Raw genomic sequence first — 16,552 nt, forward strand, 5'->3', positions numbered from 1 at the left:
AAAAATCAGTGATGGGTGAAAAAGTAGACTAGGTGGACGGTAAAGCAAATTTATGGGTGTCTTTTTTCTTTTAGTGGTTATACGGCAACAAGTTTGAAATATGCTACTTTGATACACTTGGCTAGCACAGACAGGCAACATTTAATGAAAAAAATTATTGTGCTCTTTTCATTTATATTAATATTTACTTCAGAAGAAATATTGTGTGAATCAAACAGTAGAATTCCTCGATACACTGAGCCGGTTATAAAAATAAATTCAGGTACGCTTCCATGGATAGCTGGTATTAATAATGGTTGTACTACTGTGCTCATATCTGATAAGCATTTGCTGACTTCAGCTCACTGCATTGGTAAAAAATTAGACATAACTTTTCTTAATGCTAAAAACAAGATTAAAAGAAAAGTTATAAAGTATATAATAAATAATAATTTTTTTTCTACCTCTGATCGGCCTAAATACGATATAGCAATACTTGAGTTAAACCGGCCTGTGTCAATTCCTCCTGCTGACATCGACTATACCAAATGTCCTGACCTTTATAATATTACTGACCTTATGGTTGCGGGTTATGGCAATCAGCAGTTATTGCAGCTTGCATCTGTAAGTTGGGTAGGCTCCTGCAATGATGAAGTACATTTCGTTTCATATCCCGGAGATTCCCAGCCTGGGGATTCAGGTTCTCCCTTATTTTACAGACAAAACAATTCATTTATCTTAGGAATACATGTTGGAAAATTCTATCAAGACAATTTGGCAATCCAGTTTAAGCTGTCATTAACTTTTAATCGTAATTTTATAGAGAAGTATGTGCGATTAGAAAAAAGCCATGATATATATTACCCAATAAAAGGAATTTCTCTAAATGCACAAAGATGGAATTCCATTTCTGCTTCTGCTTCTGCTTCAACTATGTTATGTATTTTAATAACACCATTAACCTTGGCAATGAATTTGCCTTAATCATACCTGAATCCCCGAGTTCACATCACATAAATCAGCCTGAGAAGCCCCCAATCCATGGCTTTTCGTGTATAATTCTCTGATTCTGATTTTCACCTTCTGAGTGCGTTTTTGTGAAACTCACAATCGAGCAGTCAACTATCAAGTTTTAGACACCCGTTACGTGAATTGGGGATAACTCATTTCAACCCTGCCACCCAAAGAAGCTCATAAAAGAGCTTCTTTGGATCGCGACATGATTAATGATTGGCAAATACACTCGTGTTGCCATCCTTGGTGAAACCGATCACCTGATAAGGATCTTTGCGATCACCGTACTCCATACCTGGCGATCCCAGAGGCATACCCGGAACAGTCAGACCATTCACACCAGCAGGCTTTTCACTTAGCAAACGCTTGATGTCTGCAGCCGGGACATGACCTTCAATGGCATAATCACCGATAAAGGCTGTATGGCAAGACTCCATTCCTTTCGGAATACCGGCCCTGGCTCGATACGTGGCTGTGCTCGGCACATCATGGGACATGACCTTAAAGCCATTCTCTTCCATGTGTTTCGCCCACTGTTTGCAACAACCACAGGCAGGGGTTTTGTAGAGCATGACTGTCGGTAATGACTCCTCGGCCTTGGCCAGCATAAACGACATTAGAACAGCAGTTCCCAGGAACAGGGCTTTCAGCTTTTTCATGGTTTCACTCTCCTTTTTCAAGTGTTTCATAATTCATTGATTGATCTGAGCGGTCAGAACCTTTTCCCGGCTGTGCCATAGAAAATAGACGGCAGGCACCAGCACGAGAGTCACCACCAGTGAGCTGACAATGCCACCGATCATCAGGCTAGCTATGCGCTGCACGACTTCGGAGCCAGTGCCATTATTGAGCATGACCGGTATAAGACCGAAGAGAATGGTGCAAACGGTCATCACAATGGGCCTGCGGCAGGGGATGTAAGCTCGGCACTGATCAGATCCTGCTGACTTTTTTTGCCTTGCCTGGACTGTTTTTCATAGGCTTGAATCATTGGATCAGCAGCCAGAGCTTTTTGCTCGGCTTGAGATAGAGTCAGGCGGCCTGCACTGACTCCTGCCGATACCAATATCAGCCATGCAGCGGATACCATAATCCGTTTCAGTTGCATGTTTGTCTCCACAGCCGTGCCAATCCCATGCAGGGTACACTGAAAAATCAACGTTTCACTCTGTTTTTTAAACGACGATATTTATGAAATGCTATTCCAGAAAGGAGACATTGGCCAGATAGATATCAGGCTGGGAGCGCTGTACTGAAGATGGGGGTGCAGAAATCCAGTCCTGCGACGTTTCAGCGTCCAGCAAAATCAACTCTGCAACAATATAAAGCAGGGTAAAAGTCGGCTTACTGTCCGGGTGAGAAAACGGGATATAGCGATCCTCAGAATCGCAGTCTGGACAGGCCTGATTCGCTTTCTGCAGTTGCTCTGCCAGGGAAGGAGCACAACAGTCATGATCTGCGGACAAACCGTCAGCCATGCCGGAAGCATTGGATGACATCGTCGTGGGCATGTCTGACTGGTCAGCAACCATAGCCTGTGACGACTCCATCAGGCAAACCTGCAACAGCAAAAACATCAGCAGGGCAATCATTGCTGTGCCAATGTTCTGCCTGTGTTTCAGGTTCAGGTGAAGGATGGACATAGAATTCAGGAGATTATGGTTCAGCTTTCCAACTTAAACCATCCAGTAAGTGGAAGGTCAACCCTTGAAAAGCTGAATGAGTGATGATTCAAGACTATTCTGTGCGCTTTAATCAGGCATTGTCTTCTTCTACTGCATCATAGAGACGCTCCAAAATATCAGGGACAGCGGACATCACCCGGTTCCAGCTGGGAATAAAAGGCCTTTCCATGGGGTTTTCCAAAAAGTGTTGCCCTGCTGCCATAATGTTTCTGGCAAAGAGTTCAACGGCTCGCTCTTCCGTATCACGATCGACATGCAGGCCATTCATCATCGCATCATCGTAATAAGACTCGATGAAATCCAGTGCCACCCGGTAATAAGTCGCTTTGATCGTGCGGAAGGTTTCAGTATTGAACTGAACCCCGTTGGTCGCCAGCTTCCTGAACACGGCCTTGATAATATCGTGGCTCATTTTCGACAGACCGGCATTGCGATCTTCTTCCGATAGAGGCTGATGTTTGTGATCATAAACATCGGCAATATCAACCTGACACAGCCGTTTATTGGAATAGTTTCTCTTAACTTCTGACAGTACCCCTATTTCCAGACCCCAGTCGCTGGGAATCCGGATGTCATTGAAAACACTGGTTCGCATGGAAAACTCACCGGCCAGGGGATAACGAAAACTGTCGAGGTATTCCAGATAGTCCATAGGGCCAAGAATTTTTTTCAGGGCTCGCAACAGAGGCGTCACCAGAAGACGGCTGACCCTGCCATTAAGTTTGTTATCAGCGACTCTTGCATAATAGCCCTTGCAAAAATCATAGCTAAACGCAGGATTAGCTACCGGATAGAGTAGCCTGGCCAGCAGATCTCTCTGGTAGGTCACGATATCACAGTCGTGCAGAGCCACTGCTTCTGACTTGGCTGAAGCCAGCACATAACCGTAGCAGTACCAGACGTTTCTTCCTTTACCAGCCTCTTTAGGCGCCAACCCCTTACTTTCAAGCAGACGGTCAATTTCACGAAGTCCGGGGCCATCCTGCCATAGAATCCGGTGATGCTGATTCAGCTGGGCAAAAAAGTCTCTTGAATAGGAAAATTCTTTTTCGTTGGCTCTATCCAGGCCTATAACAATCTCGGAAAGATAACCCACCTGGCTAAGCTCCTGAACAATATTATTCAAGGCTGGTCCCTGCAGCTCGGAGAACAGCGAAGGCAAGACCAGAGACATAGGGCGCTGGCGGGAAAAGGCCTGCAGCTCCTGCTCCATATCTTCAACCGAACGTACTCTCAAATTATGGAAATTGGTGATAGTGCCATTCTGGTAAAAATCGCCCATAAATGCTTTCCCTTCTTTTCGTTAGCGCTTTATGCTCTGATCACACTCTGCAGTCCAGCTCACCCGTCTTGTAAAGAGCAGTCTTTTATAGAGCCGTCTTTTGGAGGACAGACTGGCTCATGACCTTCCTGAAGAGAATCAAGAACCTCCAATACCGCTTCATTCCAACCTTCAGGCCCGACTGATTTTGTGTACTTAATATTAGACAGATGTTCTGTAATGGGCTGTTTACTTTTTTCAGAACTTACAAGAACAGGAATATCGACTACTTCCAGCATGGGCAGATCGTTGAAGCTGTCGCCCAGACCCATGGATATCCACGTCCACTCCGGAAAGTTTTTCAGGTAGTGTTTGAACAGTTTCTTCGCCGCCGAACCCTTATCCCCCTTGCCGGATACGTGATAGAAACGCCCACCCCGGGTCAGTTGTAATCCTTCTTCAGCAAGCTGCCTTTCAAACTGCTCCAATGCCTTATCACTGTCTTCCCAGACCAAAGGTTCACTGGCTTTTCGGTCTGCTGCCAGTTTAGCCTCCTCCAGGCTTAGCCCGGAGAGATCGGCTATTTCACTATGAGAGCAATCGCCAAAGCCCCTGAACCGGAAGCCGTACTGCTCGCGAAACTGTTTCAGTACCCTGCGTATCGCCTTGTAGGGTTGACCATGGAAGTAATGGGTATTCTTGTCAGTATCAGACGACTGAAAGTAGTGAGCCGGGATGGTGGTAATCATTCCGTTTTCGGTAATAAATGGATGATCCAGAGCCATCTCCAGTTGCAGAGGCAGTACCTCACTGAGGGTTTTGCTGGTATTGAAAACAACCGGAATATTTTGCTCTCTCAACCGGTCCAAAGCGGGTTTTGCCCCCGCCCAGCTGTAGCTATCATGATCCAGCAAGGTACCATCGAGGTCGGAAAATATGACCAGCTTCGTCATCGCCTTTTTGCTGTTGAACATCGACTCAAACTCTGTCCAGACGTTTTTGGTAGATGGTATTGGTGGCCTCGACAAAACCACTGACACTGCCACAGTCAAAGCGCTCACCTTCAAACTTGCAGGCAATAACACAGCCCTGTCTGGCCTGAGTCAGAATGGCGTCAGTCAGCTGCACTTCTCCGTTTATTCCGGGTTCAGTGTTCTCAATAATGTCGAAAATATCCGGTGTCAGGACATAACGTCCAATCACTGCCAGATTACTGGGTGCTTGCGAAGGGGCTGGTTTTTCCACCATATCGGTCACACGGATCAGGTTATCGCTCAGGGCTTCACCGGCAATCACACCGTATTTATCGACTTCGGATTCGGGCACTTCCTGAACAGCCAGAATGGTGCAGCGAAACTGCTTGTAAAGATTGACCAACTGCGACATAACCAACGGACCACTGTCGTTAATACAGAGATCATCGGCCAGCACCACACCAAAAGGCTGATCGCCCATAAGAGTTCGTCCGCAGAGAATGGCATGCCCCAGCCCCTGCATCTGGTTCTGTCGAGTATAGGAAAAAGTACAGGCCGCCATCACTTCTCGAATGGTCGACAGTTTTTCTTCTTTGCCACTGCCAGCGATTTCCGCTTCCAGTTCATAGTTAATATCAAAATGATCCGGAATCGCCCGTTTGTTTCTGCCATTGACAAACCCCAGGTCAGTCAGACCTGCCAGCATGGCTTCTTCTACGCCATATTGAATTAGGGGTTTATCAACAATAGGCAGCATCTCCTTGGGCATGGACTTGGTGGCGGGTAAAAAGCGGGTTCCATACCCCGCAACAGGAAACAGACATTTTTTAATCATATTATTGCTCGTCTTATTGAGAAGTTTTGCATCTCATCAGGCTATAAGCAGAAGTCGTGCCAATTCAGAAAACCACCCGCCGGGGTCAACATCATTTACAATGATTGAAGGTTTTATAAATACGGGAGTGGCATGACTCCTGCTGCAAAGAAGAAAAAGTACTAAAAAACATTGCCAAAGGGGAAGATGTATCGTGCAAAGTTATCCTAAAGCCTTCCATGAGTTTCATCAGGCCATGACTCAGCTTCTGACCTTCCCTTATGGACAGGAAGCGGGCGAGATAGCCGCCAGAATTGTCCGTAGAGTTCAGTATCACCTTCATGAAAACCCTCCCAAAACAGTCACTGGCTGGTCAGAAAAAGATATCTTTCTGATTACCTATGGCGACACCCTCTATGACAACAGTGAACAGCCACCTCTTCAGGTCTTGAAGGGATTTCTTGATGGCTATCTGAACGAGGTTATTAATACCCTTCACATTCTTCCCTACCTTCCCTACAGCTCGGATGATGGCTTTTCTGTGATTGATTACCTGTCGGTCAATGAGCAGCTGGGAAGCTGGCAGGATATCGAAGCCATCGCCAGTGACTATCAGCTTATGTCGGATCTGGTGATTAACCATGTCTCCCGGGAAAGTCTCTGGTTTGCCGACTTTGTCAGTGGTCATCAGCCCGGCCGGGATTACTTTATTGAAGAAGACCCGGAGACTGATCTCAGTGAAGTGACCCGCCCAAGAAACTCCCCCCTGCTGGTGCCTATTCATACAAGGCGAGGGCTGAAACACGTCTGGGCCACCTTCAGTGAAGATCAGATGGATCTGAACTTTAAAAACCCCGATGTGCTGATACAGATGGTAGATGTCCTGCTCTTTTATCTGGCCCGCGGCACCATGGTAGTCAGGTTGGATGCCGTCGCTTTTCTCTGGAAGAAACCGGGCACTCACTGCATAAACCTGCCCGAGACCCATGCCATCGTGAAACTGTTCCGACTGATTATGGAGAGAGCCTGTCCTGGCAGTACGCTGCTGACCGAAACCAATGTCCCCCACGAGGAGAACATCAGTTATTTCGGGGAACAGGATGAGGCACACATGGTTTATCAATTTGCCCTGCCGCCCCTGATATTGCATGCACTCAATCGGGGCACAGAAAAATACCTTGTGCAATGGGCCCGTAACCTGCCCGATTACCCCGAGAGTTGTACCGTTCTGAACTTTACTGCCTCTCATGATGGCATAGGCCTGCGTCCGCTGACGGGGGTGATCCCGGAAAATGAAGTTTCAGAGCTGATCGACAGCATGCACCGTTTTGGGGGGTTCGTCAGCATGCGCACCCTTTCGGACAACACTGAATCACCTTATGAGATCAATATTGCCCTGTTTGATGCCATGAAAGGGACGAGAAGGGGTGAGGACCAATGGCAAGTGCAGCGATTTCTCTGCTCCCAGCTCATCATGCTGGGGATGCGCGGAATACCTGCTTTTTACATACACAGCCTGTTTGCCACACACAATGATTTGGCAGGCGTCGAGAGTAGTGGCAGAACCCGCTCGATCAATCGCCGCAAGTGGTTACTGGAAGAATTATTGCCTGAGCTGGAAAACCCGGTTTCGATTCGGTCACTGGTTTTCCATTCGTTGTTGAATCACATCAAAGTTCGCAAACAGGAGCCCTGCTTTCATCCCAATGCCTCCCAAACCATTCTGGATATGGCGCCGGGGATTTTTGCATTCTTGCGAACATCTCCCTGTGGCCGCCGGAAACTGGTGGCTATACACAACCTGACATCGGCCCATCAAACGTTGAACCAGCCAGACTATGTCGGCTGGTCCGATTTACTGGGCAGTGGGACCATACAGGACCTGCAACTCAAGCCCTATCAGGTATTGTGGTTAGCAAAAACGCCGTAAACCCTCGCCCAATCGAGGGTGATATTTTTTGCCAGGCGCTCCGGGGCTAACAAAAGACAATAGTCGTTTAAATAAATCACCGAAGTCATCTATCTAACCTTCGAATGGCTCGTGATCACACTCTTGGGACACAAAAAACGATAAGTACTTCTATGCGTTTTTAACAGAATCTCTTTGCCAGAAAGCACGCTTATTTCCATGGTCTACACTCTCTCAACGGTAAACCAGGATGTAACAATAAAGTGAAACGCCCACTCTTTGCAGCACTGCTGTTGCTGTCTATCGCCTGCCAGGCGTCAATAAGACACTTTGTTGTCGAGCTTGAACAGGATGCAGGTTCTCCAGACAAAAGCTTTTCTATCAAACAGCATGACCCGCATACTTTGCCGAACACTCCTTCAATCATTGCCAGCAACAACGGTCATTCAGACCAGGATTCCCCGGCAAATGACACACCCTTCGGACCCGGTATTTTCGGGCTAATAACGATCATTATTGAGTCGGTTTCGTGGCATTTGCTTTACGCCTCCCAGTGGCTGGTTGCTTACGAACTGATCCTGACCAGCCGTGACACACAAAGCTCCAAAACTTATTCACGGCCACCTTTAGAATCGTTTATCACTGTCGGTTTGTTTTTAAGCAACTATTGGAACTCCGATTCACCGATGTTCAACCCGATTGGACAACAAGAGTCGAGCCAGGATTATCCCTTTGTGATCAACACTATGGCGCTCAGCTCCGGAGATAACCAACAACAAGCCCAACTATCGGAATCATCCACCCGGCAAGCCTCAGGAACAACCTCAGGGTTCAGAGGCACTATCACCAGCCACCAGCATTCCGACTCTGACGGCAGTGACGAAGTCCCTGAACAACACCAACATACTTTGGGTTTAAATTGTTTCGCAGATGACTGTAATGGCGTTTGTAAATTCCGACAATCAGGTGCAAGACCGAAACAAAGCTCAAGGCCCAATGAAGACTTCGATCGACAGAGCCCTCTCGTGCAACACACCTGTAAAGTGACAGTGTTCGGGGAGGGTGGCCGGCGGTGGCCATGCGGGCTAAGCTTCAGGACTGTCCGGGGCCTGATATGGCATAAAAGAATACATCAAAGGCGCAGGCCCGATAATCTGAACAACAGTAATGGCACCAGAACAAAGCAAGGAGGATAGGTAGCGATTAATCTGCCCCTCACTCTTGAGGCTGTCGCAAAAGTGCGGCGCTGGTATGGGGTTAAAAACGCCACCGGAGGTCTGCCGGTGGCCTTATGTCTCTCCATCTGTGATGGCATTGGTGGCGTCTGCTTATGTGACGAAGCAGCCCTTCTTCACTCTCGAAGATCCTCCCGCATAGTTGCTGCGTCATTCGATGTACGCGACCCTCGTTAAAATTCACGTATAGGATCACGTCACAAAATACTGACCCGGGAACCTGATGGCTTCTGTTGGGATCCGACCATCTAATATCCAATTCGTCGTCATGGTATCTACTGTCGTTGTGATCCTCCTGCTCTAGTACATGAAGAACTTCTCCGCATACTCGCTGCTCACCATCTCCCCCGACCACTATCACATCACAGAATAGTGGCGCAGTGTGGTATCGCATTTTGTGTTCTGACAGCCTCTCCCTATCGCTGCAGCGAATCCCGCAGGGCGCCCGCTCACCACTACTCGTTTTCATCTGCACATCACAGACAAATCCCCTGGCGGGATCACGACCTCTACTGATAGATTTACTGGCTGCTCTCGGCCTTGCCAAGATGTCTGTTGGTGATCGGAGTTTACAAATACCGTGACAGGAACCAAAGTGACAATTGTAATCGAAGGTATGCTGTTGTGGTTCAGGGTTTCTGTCATCGCCGTCAGAACCAGAAAGCTGGGAGCCGCTGGCATAGCCTTTAATCTGGGCGCTGGTTGACCCACCTGTGGCTTGCTGATCGGATGATGTTGATGGCGGGTTTTGTTGGTCATTTTTTTGTTGGCTATTCCCGGGAAGCATCATGGTGATGATTGCAAACCGGTCATCCTGACTGGCTTCCAGTTGATCCATTGGGATAAGCAGTGATGGATCGGAGTTCCAATAGTTTTTCAAAAGCCAGCCAAGAGCAACAAACGCTCCTGCAGGTAGCCATGCAAGGGGCTCAATACCTAACCCCGCATAGCCGTTTGTGTCGACCATGTCTGACGAGGTATACGACAGAGTATTGAAGTCACGTTTTATAGAAAAGCTCTGGATCGGAGAACCTGCATCATCCTTTTGAAAATCGACAACAAAATGTCTTGTCGACGACTCAGCCTGATAGACGACAGATAACAGCACTGACAGTAAAAACAATGCCGCAAAGATTGAGTTGCCCATCATTCTATCCGTGTGCTCTGACTTGTAGAGAGTAAGGGTAGATTGAGAAAGTGATAGATCAAGAAAATAAGCGTTTTCTGAGCTTGATTGGTAGTTTTATCGAATGAGTTTAAAACCCCGTGCTTTGAGAGCGTGTCGCAAAACTCTATCCAGCGTGGGAACGAGTTGTAACTTCAGCGGTTCCGCTGGTGTCTTATCCCGGTCAGACTCCAGCGCATCAACTTCCTCGTCCGTCAGGCCGATGTCTCGCCCGGCATTGACCAGGGCATCACCCATCAACAGCCGATCCTCAGGTTGAAGAACCTCTTTGAGAATATTCCGAACCTCGGCAACCAGGCTCCGGTTATTTTGCTTAGCCCTGGCCTTCAGAGCACTGTAGAGCTCATCCGGGATATTTCCAAGCGTCATCATTGCCATAGTTTCACTCCTGCAGAGCACACTCTGTGTCAAGGTTAAGTGGATGGCAGGCCCAGTTTGTCGAAGAATGCTTTGTTCCTTTCCTTCGCCGACTGTACCAGCCGGTTATAAGAAATAACTTCGATAAAGGCACCGTAACTTTTACTGTATCCAAAATACCCCATGTGGTCATGGGTTGGCGTGAGGTCGAAGATTCGGCAACGCTGCACAACTGATGGCGTTAAATCACAGATGACGTAGCAAAAGCCTGGTATATCCCGTGAATTGGGTATCAGCCTGCCACTCGCCGTTTTCGCCTGGCCTTCACGAATACGATCCAAATAGCTCAAAGCCTGCTCGATAGGATCTTTATTTTCTCCCTCTCGGGCATCGTTTCGCATGGGCCGTTTGATCTCGACCACAGTAACGGATGCCAGCGGCAAGGCTTTTTTATCGGACACCAGAATAGGATTATCACAGACATTTAACGCACACAGGTCTGGCTCTTTTCCAGAAATGTCACCGGTAACAGGCATGGAACCCAAAGGCTTGTCTGAGGCCAGATAGTCATGAAACGCGAGTCGTTCATCAATCAGCCAGAGATTACAGGCATCAAACGGTGTCTGCGTGGAATCCTTACGCATTGGCATAATCAACTGATGGATTAAATCCTCACGAGCGTACTTGTCGTCATCCAACCGCTCAATATACTTTTCCAGCAAATCGATGATTGTCCGGCGGTGAGTGACGTAGTTGGCCAGGTCTGACTGTTTGAAGTCCTGTGCTTTTCTCAGGTAGTCACTCAGTCGGTTTTGATAATCTTCCAGATTGCTTTCTACCGCCGGATTCATAATTTCATGCCCTTCTTCCATCAGGCTTTTTTCGGCCTCGTAGTAGTGCCTGTGGAGAAGGGACTCAAGCTCCTTGTCCGATATTCTGGGGTCAACCACAAGTTCACGCTCATCCATATGGCTCATAATTGAACGGTACCGTGGCGCTTTCTGAGCAACAAAGGTATTCACCCGCTCCTTGCCTGCTTTCATGTTGTCGTGGAGGTAATCGGAAAGGTATTCTCTGGTTTTCTCTACGACCGCTTCCCGGATTTCGCTGAGGGAAATCTCCTGATCACTGATAAGATCCTCAATCGTTTCAGCGATATCAAATGCCGTTCTTTCAGAACGGACATGCTCATCAAGATAGTCTGAGGTGACATAGCAGGCGTAGGTAAACTCACCCGCATCATCGGATAGAGTGCCAAAGAGCCCGGGTACCTTTTTGCCAATAGACTCTTCTTTAACAACACGGTTAGCCGCACAGAGGAACATGGGGTGGTTTTTGTTCACTCCAGCCCGAAACTTAATGTGATTCAGTTCAAAAACATAGCCCTTCAGACTGACTTGTTCTGCCGTTGCAGCAGAGTGCATGCAGCGATCGTAAATGTCGCTGAGAGAAATGCTTTCGGTACCATCCTTTACAATAATGTTTGGCGTTGCCGGGCTTCTGACGAAATACCACAGGCAATGTTCCAGCAGAGCCTCGGCAATACTCAACGGGGTTTTACGGCAACTCGCGTAATACTCTTTGTCAAACCCGTCCAGTTTTAGCACCGTCCGTACTTTCTGGTCATGAACCGCCACCGGCGACTCTGTCTGAACACCCTGCCGGGATGAAAAAGAAAAGTTTCGCTGATAAAGCTTTCCTTCTTGACAGAAAACGCTTTCTACTTCGGCGGTGTCGAAGGCTTTCAACCACATCAAACGCCCGATGCCCCGGCAACCCTTTCCGATCTTGTGATCTGAGTCCAGGGTTTCAAAGGACCCCATGTTGGCTGCGTTAAATCCAACTCCATTATCGGTAATGGTAAAGCCTTTGATGATTTCTTTTTCAGCCCCTTTTCCGGGGTGCATTTGTTGTTGAGGGTTACGAATAATCTCAAGAGTAATCTGACCTTCGGCCAGCCCATCTGCTTCTTCAAGGGCCTGAATCGAGTTGACTACAGCTTCAAAAACCGGCAGCAGACCATGAGTTTTCGGCAGATTAGTATTACGTAACCTTCCGGCAAGGTTTGTATGAAGGCTCATTGGCACTCCCTTGGAAGCAGCCCGCATTGTTGTTTTTCACGGATTGAAGATAGCATCAAACAAAGTGATTTTTCGCTCAGAGAGAAAAGATGCACAGCAAAATAAAACCTGTTCTGCACCCGTTGCTTGAGAAGGCAGTATAGACAGAGTTACTGGAATGACTATTACAAAACATCAGAAAATGTCAGACGGGTATCACTGTTTCATCAGGAATGTAATTTGCTGGAGTCTCTGACACTCCCCGCCTCTAAGAGGGTGTCGCAAAACTCTCTCCGGCGTGGGAACGCGTTGACTCCCGTCATTGCCAGTCATTCCCGGCTTCATTCTCGTCATTCCCGGCTTCATTCTCGTCATTCCCGGCTTCATTCTCGTCATTCCCGCGAAGGCGGGAATCCACACTGACTCTCCACCAGAACCATACTGCCCGGTGTCCCCCTGGCCTTGTCATCCCCGAGAAGGCAGAGATCGACCGTTGGCGCTGGATTCCCGCCTTCGCGGGAATGACGACTTCAGAGCGTGAGAACGAGCTGTTGAAGTTTTGCGACACCCTCCTAAAGAAGCGGGATTACCCCCTTAATTTCGTTCAAATCCCCATCGCTACTCCCTCACGACGGGGGTCAGCGCCACCTTCAAGGCCTTTGTCCGTGATCACAATGCCGTGCAGGCCACTGTTCAGTTCCCGCACCTTGACGGAGTAGCCGAGCTTTTCCAGTGCCGACTTCAGACGCTCTGCTTCGGTATCCTGCTCCAGCTCATAAACGCCAAAAGGGTTCAGCTTATGGGGCAGAGCAATGGCTTCCTGAATGTCCATTCCCCAGTCAATATGTGCGACCAGGGTTTTGGCAACATAGCTGATTATACGACTTCCGCCGGGTGAACCAAGCACCATATAAGGCTGTCCCTTTTTATCCATAACCATGGTGGGCGTCATAGAAGACCTTGGTCTTTTACCAGGTTCAACGCGATTGGCAATGGGCGTACCATTGTCATGGCTGGAAAAAGAGAAGTCCGTCATCTCATTGTTCAGCAGGAAACCGCCCACCATTAAACGGGAGCCAAAACCATTCTCAATAGTCGCCGTCATGGATAACGCATTACCCTCGGCATCGACAATGGAAATATGGCTGGTAGAAGGCAGTTCAATGGACTGATCATCGGCCTGAAGCGAAGCATGCTGCCAGACGGGTTTGCCTGCTTTAACCGTCTTTAGAGCCTGATCAGACTGAAGTTGTCTGGCTCTCTCTGCCAGATATTGGCTGTCCAGAAGCCCCTGAACAGGTACGGGCACATAGTCACTGTCGGCGAGATAACGGGCCCTGTCGGCAAAAGCCAGCCTTGATGCACCGGCAAACAGGCGCCAGGATTCCGGATTATCCGCCCCCAGGTTGGCCAGATCATAAGATTGCAAAATGCCCAGGATCTGTCCCACCGTGGTTGCGCCAGAGCTGGGAGGTCCCATGCCACAGACAGAGTATTGACGATAGGCCGAACACACCGGCGTTCGCTCTTTTACCTGATAGTTTTTCAGATCCTTCTTTGAAAGCACTCCGGGATTCCCCTCGGCCTCTCTGATGGTTTTGACAATCCTGTCCGCCAACTTCCCTTCATAGAAGGCTTTTGAGCCTTCTTTGGCAATCAGTCTCAGTGTCCTGGCAAACTCAGGATTTTTCAGAACAGCGCCTGCCTGAAGCGGCTGTCCTTTTTCATCGAAGAAGTATTCACGGGTACCCGAATAACGGCTGAGTCTTTTTTGATCCCTGGCAATCAGGCTGGCCAGCCTGGGAGAAACGATAAAGCCTTCCTCAGCCAGTTTAATGGCCGGTTGGAAAAGCTCAGACCATGGACGTTTACCATAACGCTGATGCATCTCTTCCAGCAGCTTGACGGTACCTGGCGTACCGACTGAGCGCCCCCCCACCACAGCATCATAGAATTGCAACGGCTTGCCATCGCTGTCCAGAAACAAGGTCGGTGTCGCCTCTACAGGGGCTGTTTCCCGGCCATCAAGAGTGATCAGGCGGTTCTTTTTGGCATCGAAGTAAAGGGTGAAGGCTCCTCCGCCAATTCCGGACGACTGGGGCTCAACCAGATTCAGAACCAACTGAACAGCAATCGCAGCATCCGCTGCCGAACCACGTTTTCTAAGGACTTCGTCACCTGCCTGCACAGCCAGCGGGTTGGCTGCTACCACCATATGTTTGCTGGCTTTTACCAGACTCTTTTGTTCAAATCCCGTCGCTGCTTCAGGCGCCAGATCATCACTCAGACTCACGGCCTCTGCCTGCACCTTAAAGCAAGCAGCCAAAAGACTGGCGGTGATAACATACCGTCTGAACATTCCCCCAGACATAGCAAGACTTCCTTTCAATTAATTTTTATAAGGTCGGACCATGGTTTCAGTCTTGGCTCAAATGTGCAATGACTTTTGGAATTGAGCAGTTTAAAAAGGTGCCTACCTGACCTCACACTTAAAAAAGATAAAGTTAGGCGTTGTGGATAACTTCTTATAGCTCTCGGCGCAGAGAGACTTCATGCGCTCCGACGGCTTTCCTTCTGACAGGTGAGTGACACACAGATCTGCTGCAGCCAGACTCTCAAACCACTCTGTCAGTGAACGACGATAGAAGCTTACTCCGACAGGATGACCTACAGTATCCCACTCTTCCGTGATCAGTTCTCTTTGAAAGTAATTGCCTGAAGATGACACTTCAAAATCCACTATCGGGTGATGGGTAGAAAAGATAAATACGCCGCCATTTTTCAGCAGGCGCTTAACATCACCGAACAGTACACTAAGGTCTTCAATGTAATGCACGGTCAGAGGACAGATAATAACATCATAACTGGCTTCTTTTTCTTCTGGCAGCCCAAGAGAAATATCCTGTGCATAAGTTCTAACGTTATCACCCAACTTCTCTTTGACGATCTCAACCATTTCCAGCGAGGCATCAATCGCAGTCACCTTTGCCCCCTGGTTGATCAAATACTCTGCATAGACACCCGGTCCACACCCCAGATCCAGAACACTTTTTCCGCCCAGTTCGGGCAGCATGGCGATTAATGATGGACGCTCCAGATGGCCATTGTAGATATTATCGATAATGGCTTTTTCGTAATCCCTGGCGAACTTTTCGTACATTTCGCTCATCCTGATACTCTCTGTCGCTTATTCTCTGTGGCCAGAAGTGTATCAGGAACAACGATTGCCACTATTCGAACAAACACCAATGAATGCCACTCAAACAGGAGATCCACCAGCCCCCCATGCTTAACATCCGCAGCCACTGACGAAATCCTTACAAGCCGTAACTTCTGTCTTGCAGCAGTCAGCTTCTATACAGCACTCTTCCAGATTAAAGGCATTGCACTCCCCTCCCTGTTCACAGCGGCCAAGAAAGGTTTCCTCAGACAGATAAAAGCCTGTGAACTTTTCAATAAAGTCATCGGAGACACTCTTTTCAGCCAGCCCGGTCGCCAGCAGACTTTTTTGCCAGGCTTTGGTTTTAGGATAAAAAGCCAGGAAGTCATAGCCTGTGTTCACCTGAATGATATGGGTACGATGCAACACGGGCAGCCAGGCCAGATCGACCATGCCCAGTGAATCACTGTTGAAGAATGGCTGTTCAGCCAATCCCTTCTCCACTTTGGCAAAGGCGCTGGCCAGCTTCTCAGTGCGTTCAATCAGAGCCTGAGCGTCCTGACTTCGCTGTGCAGAGCACTGAACCAGGTACTGTTTACTGCCCAGGTAGCTCCAGGCACGATTCAGTGCTTTCTGCTCTGCGCTCAAGCCAGGCAGCAGTGGGGGATAAGCTTCTTCCAGGTATTCGGCGATGGCATCGGATTCAAACAAAGCTGTGCCATTCTCAGTGACCATGACAGGTACCTGGCCGTTTGGTGAAATAGCCAGAAACCATCGGGGCTTTTCGCTCAGGCTGATGTATTCGATTTCATAAGGAATACTTTTGGCTTCCAGCATTCCGGTAATGCGTTGCACAAATGGGCAGATTTTAAAGCTGATAACTTTCAACATGGTCGATACCTCGATTCAGCGATGACC

Annotated in this window: 17 protein-coding genes; 4 read left to right on the forward strand and 13 right to left on the reverse strand. The window is 48.4% G+C overall.

The genetic code is table 11. The features are described 5' to 3' along the window. Window positions 1–144 precede the first annotated feature (144 nt). Window positions 145–963, forward strand: coding sequence for a trypsin-like serine peptidase (locus tag ACOJUO_RS06355; RefSeq protein WP_422139281.1), 819 nt, complete (start codon window positions 145–147; stop codon window positions 961–963). 239 nt (window positions 964–1,202) lie between these two features. On the opposite strand, the gene ACOJUO_RS06360 is transcribed toward ACOJUO_RS06355, so the two are convergent. The 7 genes from ACOJUO_RS06360 to galU all read right to left on the reverse strand — a co-directional run bounded on the left by ACOJUO_RS06360 (window position 1,203) and on the right by galU (window position 5,748). Continuing rightward, on the reverse strand, window positions 1,203–1,652 hold the full coding sequence (locus ACOJUO_RS06360) for a DUF411 domain-containing protein (RefSeq protein ID WP_422139282.1): 450 nt from the start codon (window positions 1,650–1,652) through the stop codon (window positions 1,203–1,205). Between the two features lie 33 nt (window positions 1,653–1,685). After that, entirely contained in the window at window positions 1,686–1,886 is a 201-nt protein-coding gene (locus tag ACOJUO_RS06365; RefSeq protein WP_422137047.1) for an efflux RND transporter permease subunit, read from the reverse strand. Beyond that, a complete protein-coding gene (locus ACOJUO_RS06370; RefSeq protein WP_422135900.1) occupies window positions 1,886–2,101 on the reverse strand; it encodes a hypothetical protein in 216 nt (71 codons plus the stop codon). Before ACOJUO_RS06370 ends, ACOJUO_RS06365 begins: the two co-directional genes overlap by 1 nt. Before the next feature lie 91 nt (window positions 2,102–2,192). After that, entirely contained in the window at window positions 2,193–2,636 is a 444-nt protein-coding gene (locus tag ACOJUO_RS06375) for a hypothetical protein (RefSeq protein WP_422139283.1), read from the reverse strand. Between the two features lie 112 nt (window positions 2,637–2,748). Continuing rightward, the gene (locus ACOJUO_RS06380) at window positions 2,749–3,960 is read right to left on the reverse strand and encodes a glycosyl transferase (RefSeq protein WP_422135902.1); all 1,212 of its coding nucleotides are present in this window, start codon (window positions 3,958–3,960) and stop codon (window positions 2,749–2,751) included. Window positions 3,961–4,019: 59 nt separating this feature from the next. Then, a complete protein-coding gene (locus ACOJUO_RS06385) occupies window positions 4,020–4,892 on the reverse strand; it encodes an HAD-IIB family hydrolase (protein ID WP_422135903.1) in 873 nt (290 codons plus the stop codon). A gap of 25 nt (window positions 4,893–4,917) precedes the next feature. Next, window positions 4,918–5,748 carry a UTP--glucose-1-phosphate uridylyltransferase GalU gene (gene galU, locus ACOJUO_RS06390; RefSeq protein ID WP_422135904.1) on the reverse strand — a complete coding sequence of 277 codons (831 nt, stop codon included), beginning with the start codon at window positions 5,746–5,748 and terminating at the stop codon, window positions 4,918–4,920. Between the two features lie 193 nt (window positions 5,749–5,941). Between galU and ACOJUO_RS06395 the strand changes: the two genes are divergently transcribed. Together ACOJUO_RS06395 and ACOJUO_RS06400 are read left to right on the forward strand one after the other, a co-directional pair. Further along, entirely contained in the window at window positions 5,942–7,657 is a 1,716-nt protein-coding gene (locus tag ACOJUO_RS06395) for a sugar phosphorylase (RefSeq protein ID WP_422139284.1), read from the forward strand. A gap of 242 nt (window positions 7,658–7,899) precedes the next feature. Beyond that, the gene (locus tag ACOJUO_RS06400) at window positions 7,900–8,832 is read left to right on the forward strand and encodes a hypothetical protein (RefSeq protein ID WP_422139285.1); all 933 of its coding nucleotides are present in this window, start codon (window positions 7,900–7,902) and stop codon (window positions 8,830–8,832) included. 61 nt (window positions 8,833–8,893) lie between these two features. Here the strand turns inward: ACOJUO_RS06400 and ACOJUO_RS06405 are convergent, their stop codons facing one another. The 3 genes from ACOJUO_RS06405 to ACOJUO_RS06415 form a co-directional block, all read right to left on the reverse strand. After that, entirely contained in the window at window positions 8,894–10,021 is a 1,128-nt protein-coding gene (locus ACOJUO_RS06405; protein ID WP_422139286.1) for a hypothetical protein, read from the reverse strand. A 93-nt stretch (window positions 10,022–10,114) separates the two neighbouring features. Further along, complete coding sequence (locus ACOJUO_RS06410; protein ID WP_422135908.1) at window positions 10,115–10,435, reverse strand: FitA-like ribbon-helix-helix domain-containing protein; 321 nt, start codon at window positions 10,433–10,435, stop codon at window positions 10,115–10,117. Window positions 10,436–10,470: 35 nt separating this feature from the next. Continuing rightward, window positions 10,471–12,495: an ATP-binding protein gene (locus ACOJUO_RS06415; protein WP_422139287.1), complete on the reverse strand. Its 2,025-nt coding sequence runs from the start codon at window positions 12,493–12,495 to the stop codon at window positions 10,471–10,473. 301 nt (window positions 12,496–12,796) lie between these two features. Here ACOJUO_RS06415 and ACOJUO_RS06420 point away from each other — a divergent pair, with 301 nt between their 5' ends. Continuing rightward, a complete protein-coding gene (locus ACOJUO_RS06420) occupies window positions 12,797–13,015 on the forward strand; it encodes a hypothetical protein (protein WP_422139288.1) in 219 nt (72 codons plus the stop codon). A gap of 63 nt (window positions 13,016–13,078) precedes the next feature. Here ACOJUO_RS06420 and ggt read toward each other — a convergent pair whose 3' ends face one another. The 3 genes from ggt to ACOJUO_RS06435 all read right to left on the reverse strand — a co-directional run bounded on the left by ggt (window position 13,079) and on the right by ACOJUO_RS06435 (window position 16,525). Further along, window positions 13,079–14,845, reverse strand: coding sequence for a gamma-glutamyltransferase (ggt, locus tag ACOJUO_RS06425; RefSeq protein WP_422139289.1), 1,767 nt, complete (start codon window positions 14,843–14,845; stop codon window positions 13,079–13,081). A 102-nt stretch (window positions 14,846–14,947) separates the two neighbouring features. Further along, window positions 14,948–15,634, reverse strand: a complete 687-nt coding sequence (locus tag ACOJUO_RS06430) for a class I SAM-dependent DNA methyltransferase (RefSeq protein WP_422139290.1) — start codon at window positions 15,632–15,634, stop codon at window positions 14,948–14,950. A 129-nt stretch (window positions 15,635–15,763) separates the two neighbouring features. Next, window positions 15,764–16,525 (reverse strand): glutathione S-transferase family protein, encoded by a 762-nt coding sequence (locus tag ACOJUO_RS06435; protein ID WP_422139291.1) that lies wholly within the window; start codon window positions 16,523–16,525, stop codon window positions 15,764–15,766. Between the last annotated feature and the right edge of the window lie 27 nt (window positions 16,526–16,552).

Source organism: Endozoicomonas sp. ALC020 (genome assembly GCF_049275935.1).
Taxonomy (GTDB): Bacteria; Pseudomonadota; Gammaproteobacteria; order Pseudomonadales; family Endozoicomonadaceae; genus Endozoicomonas_A.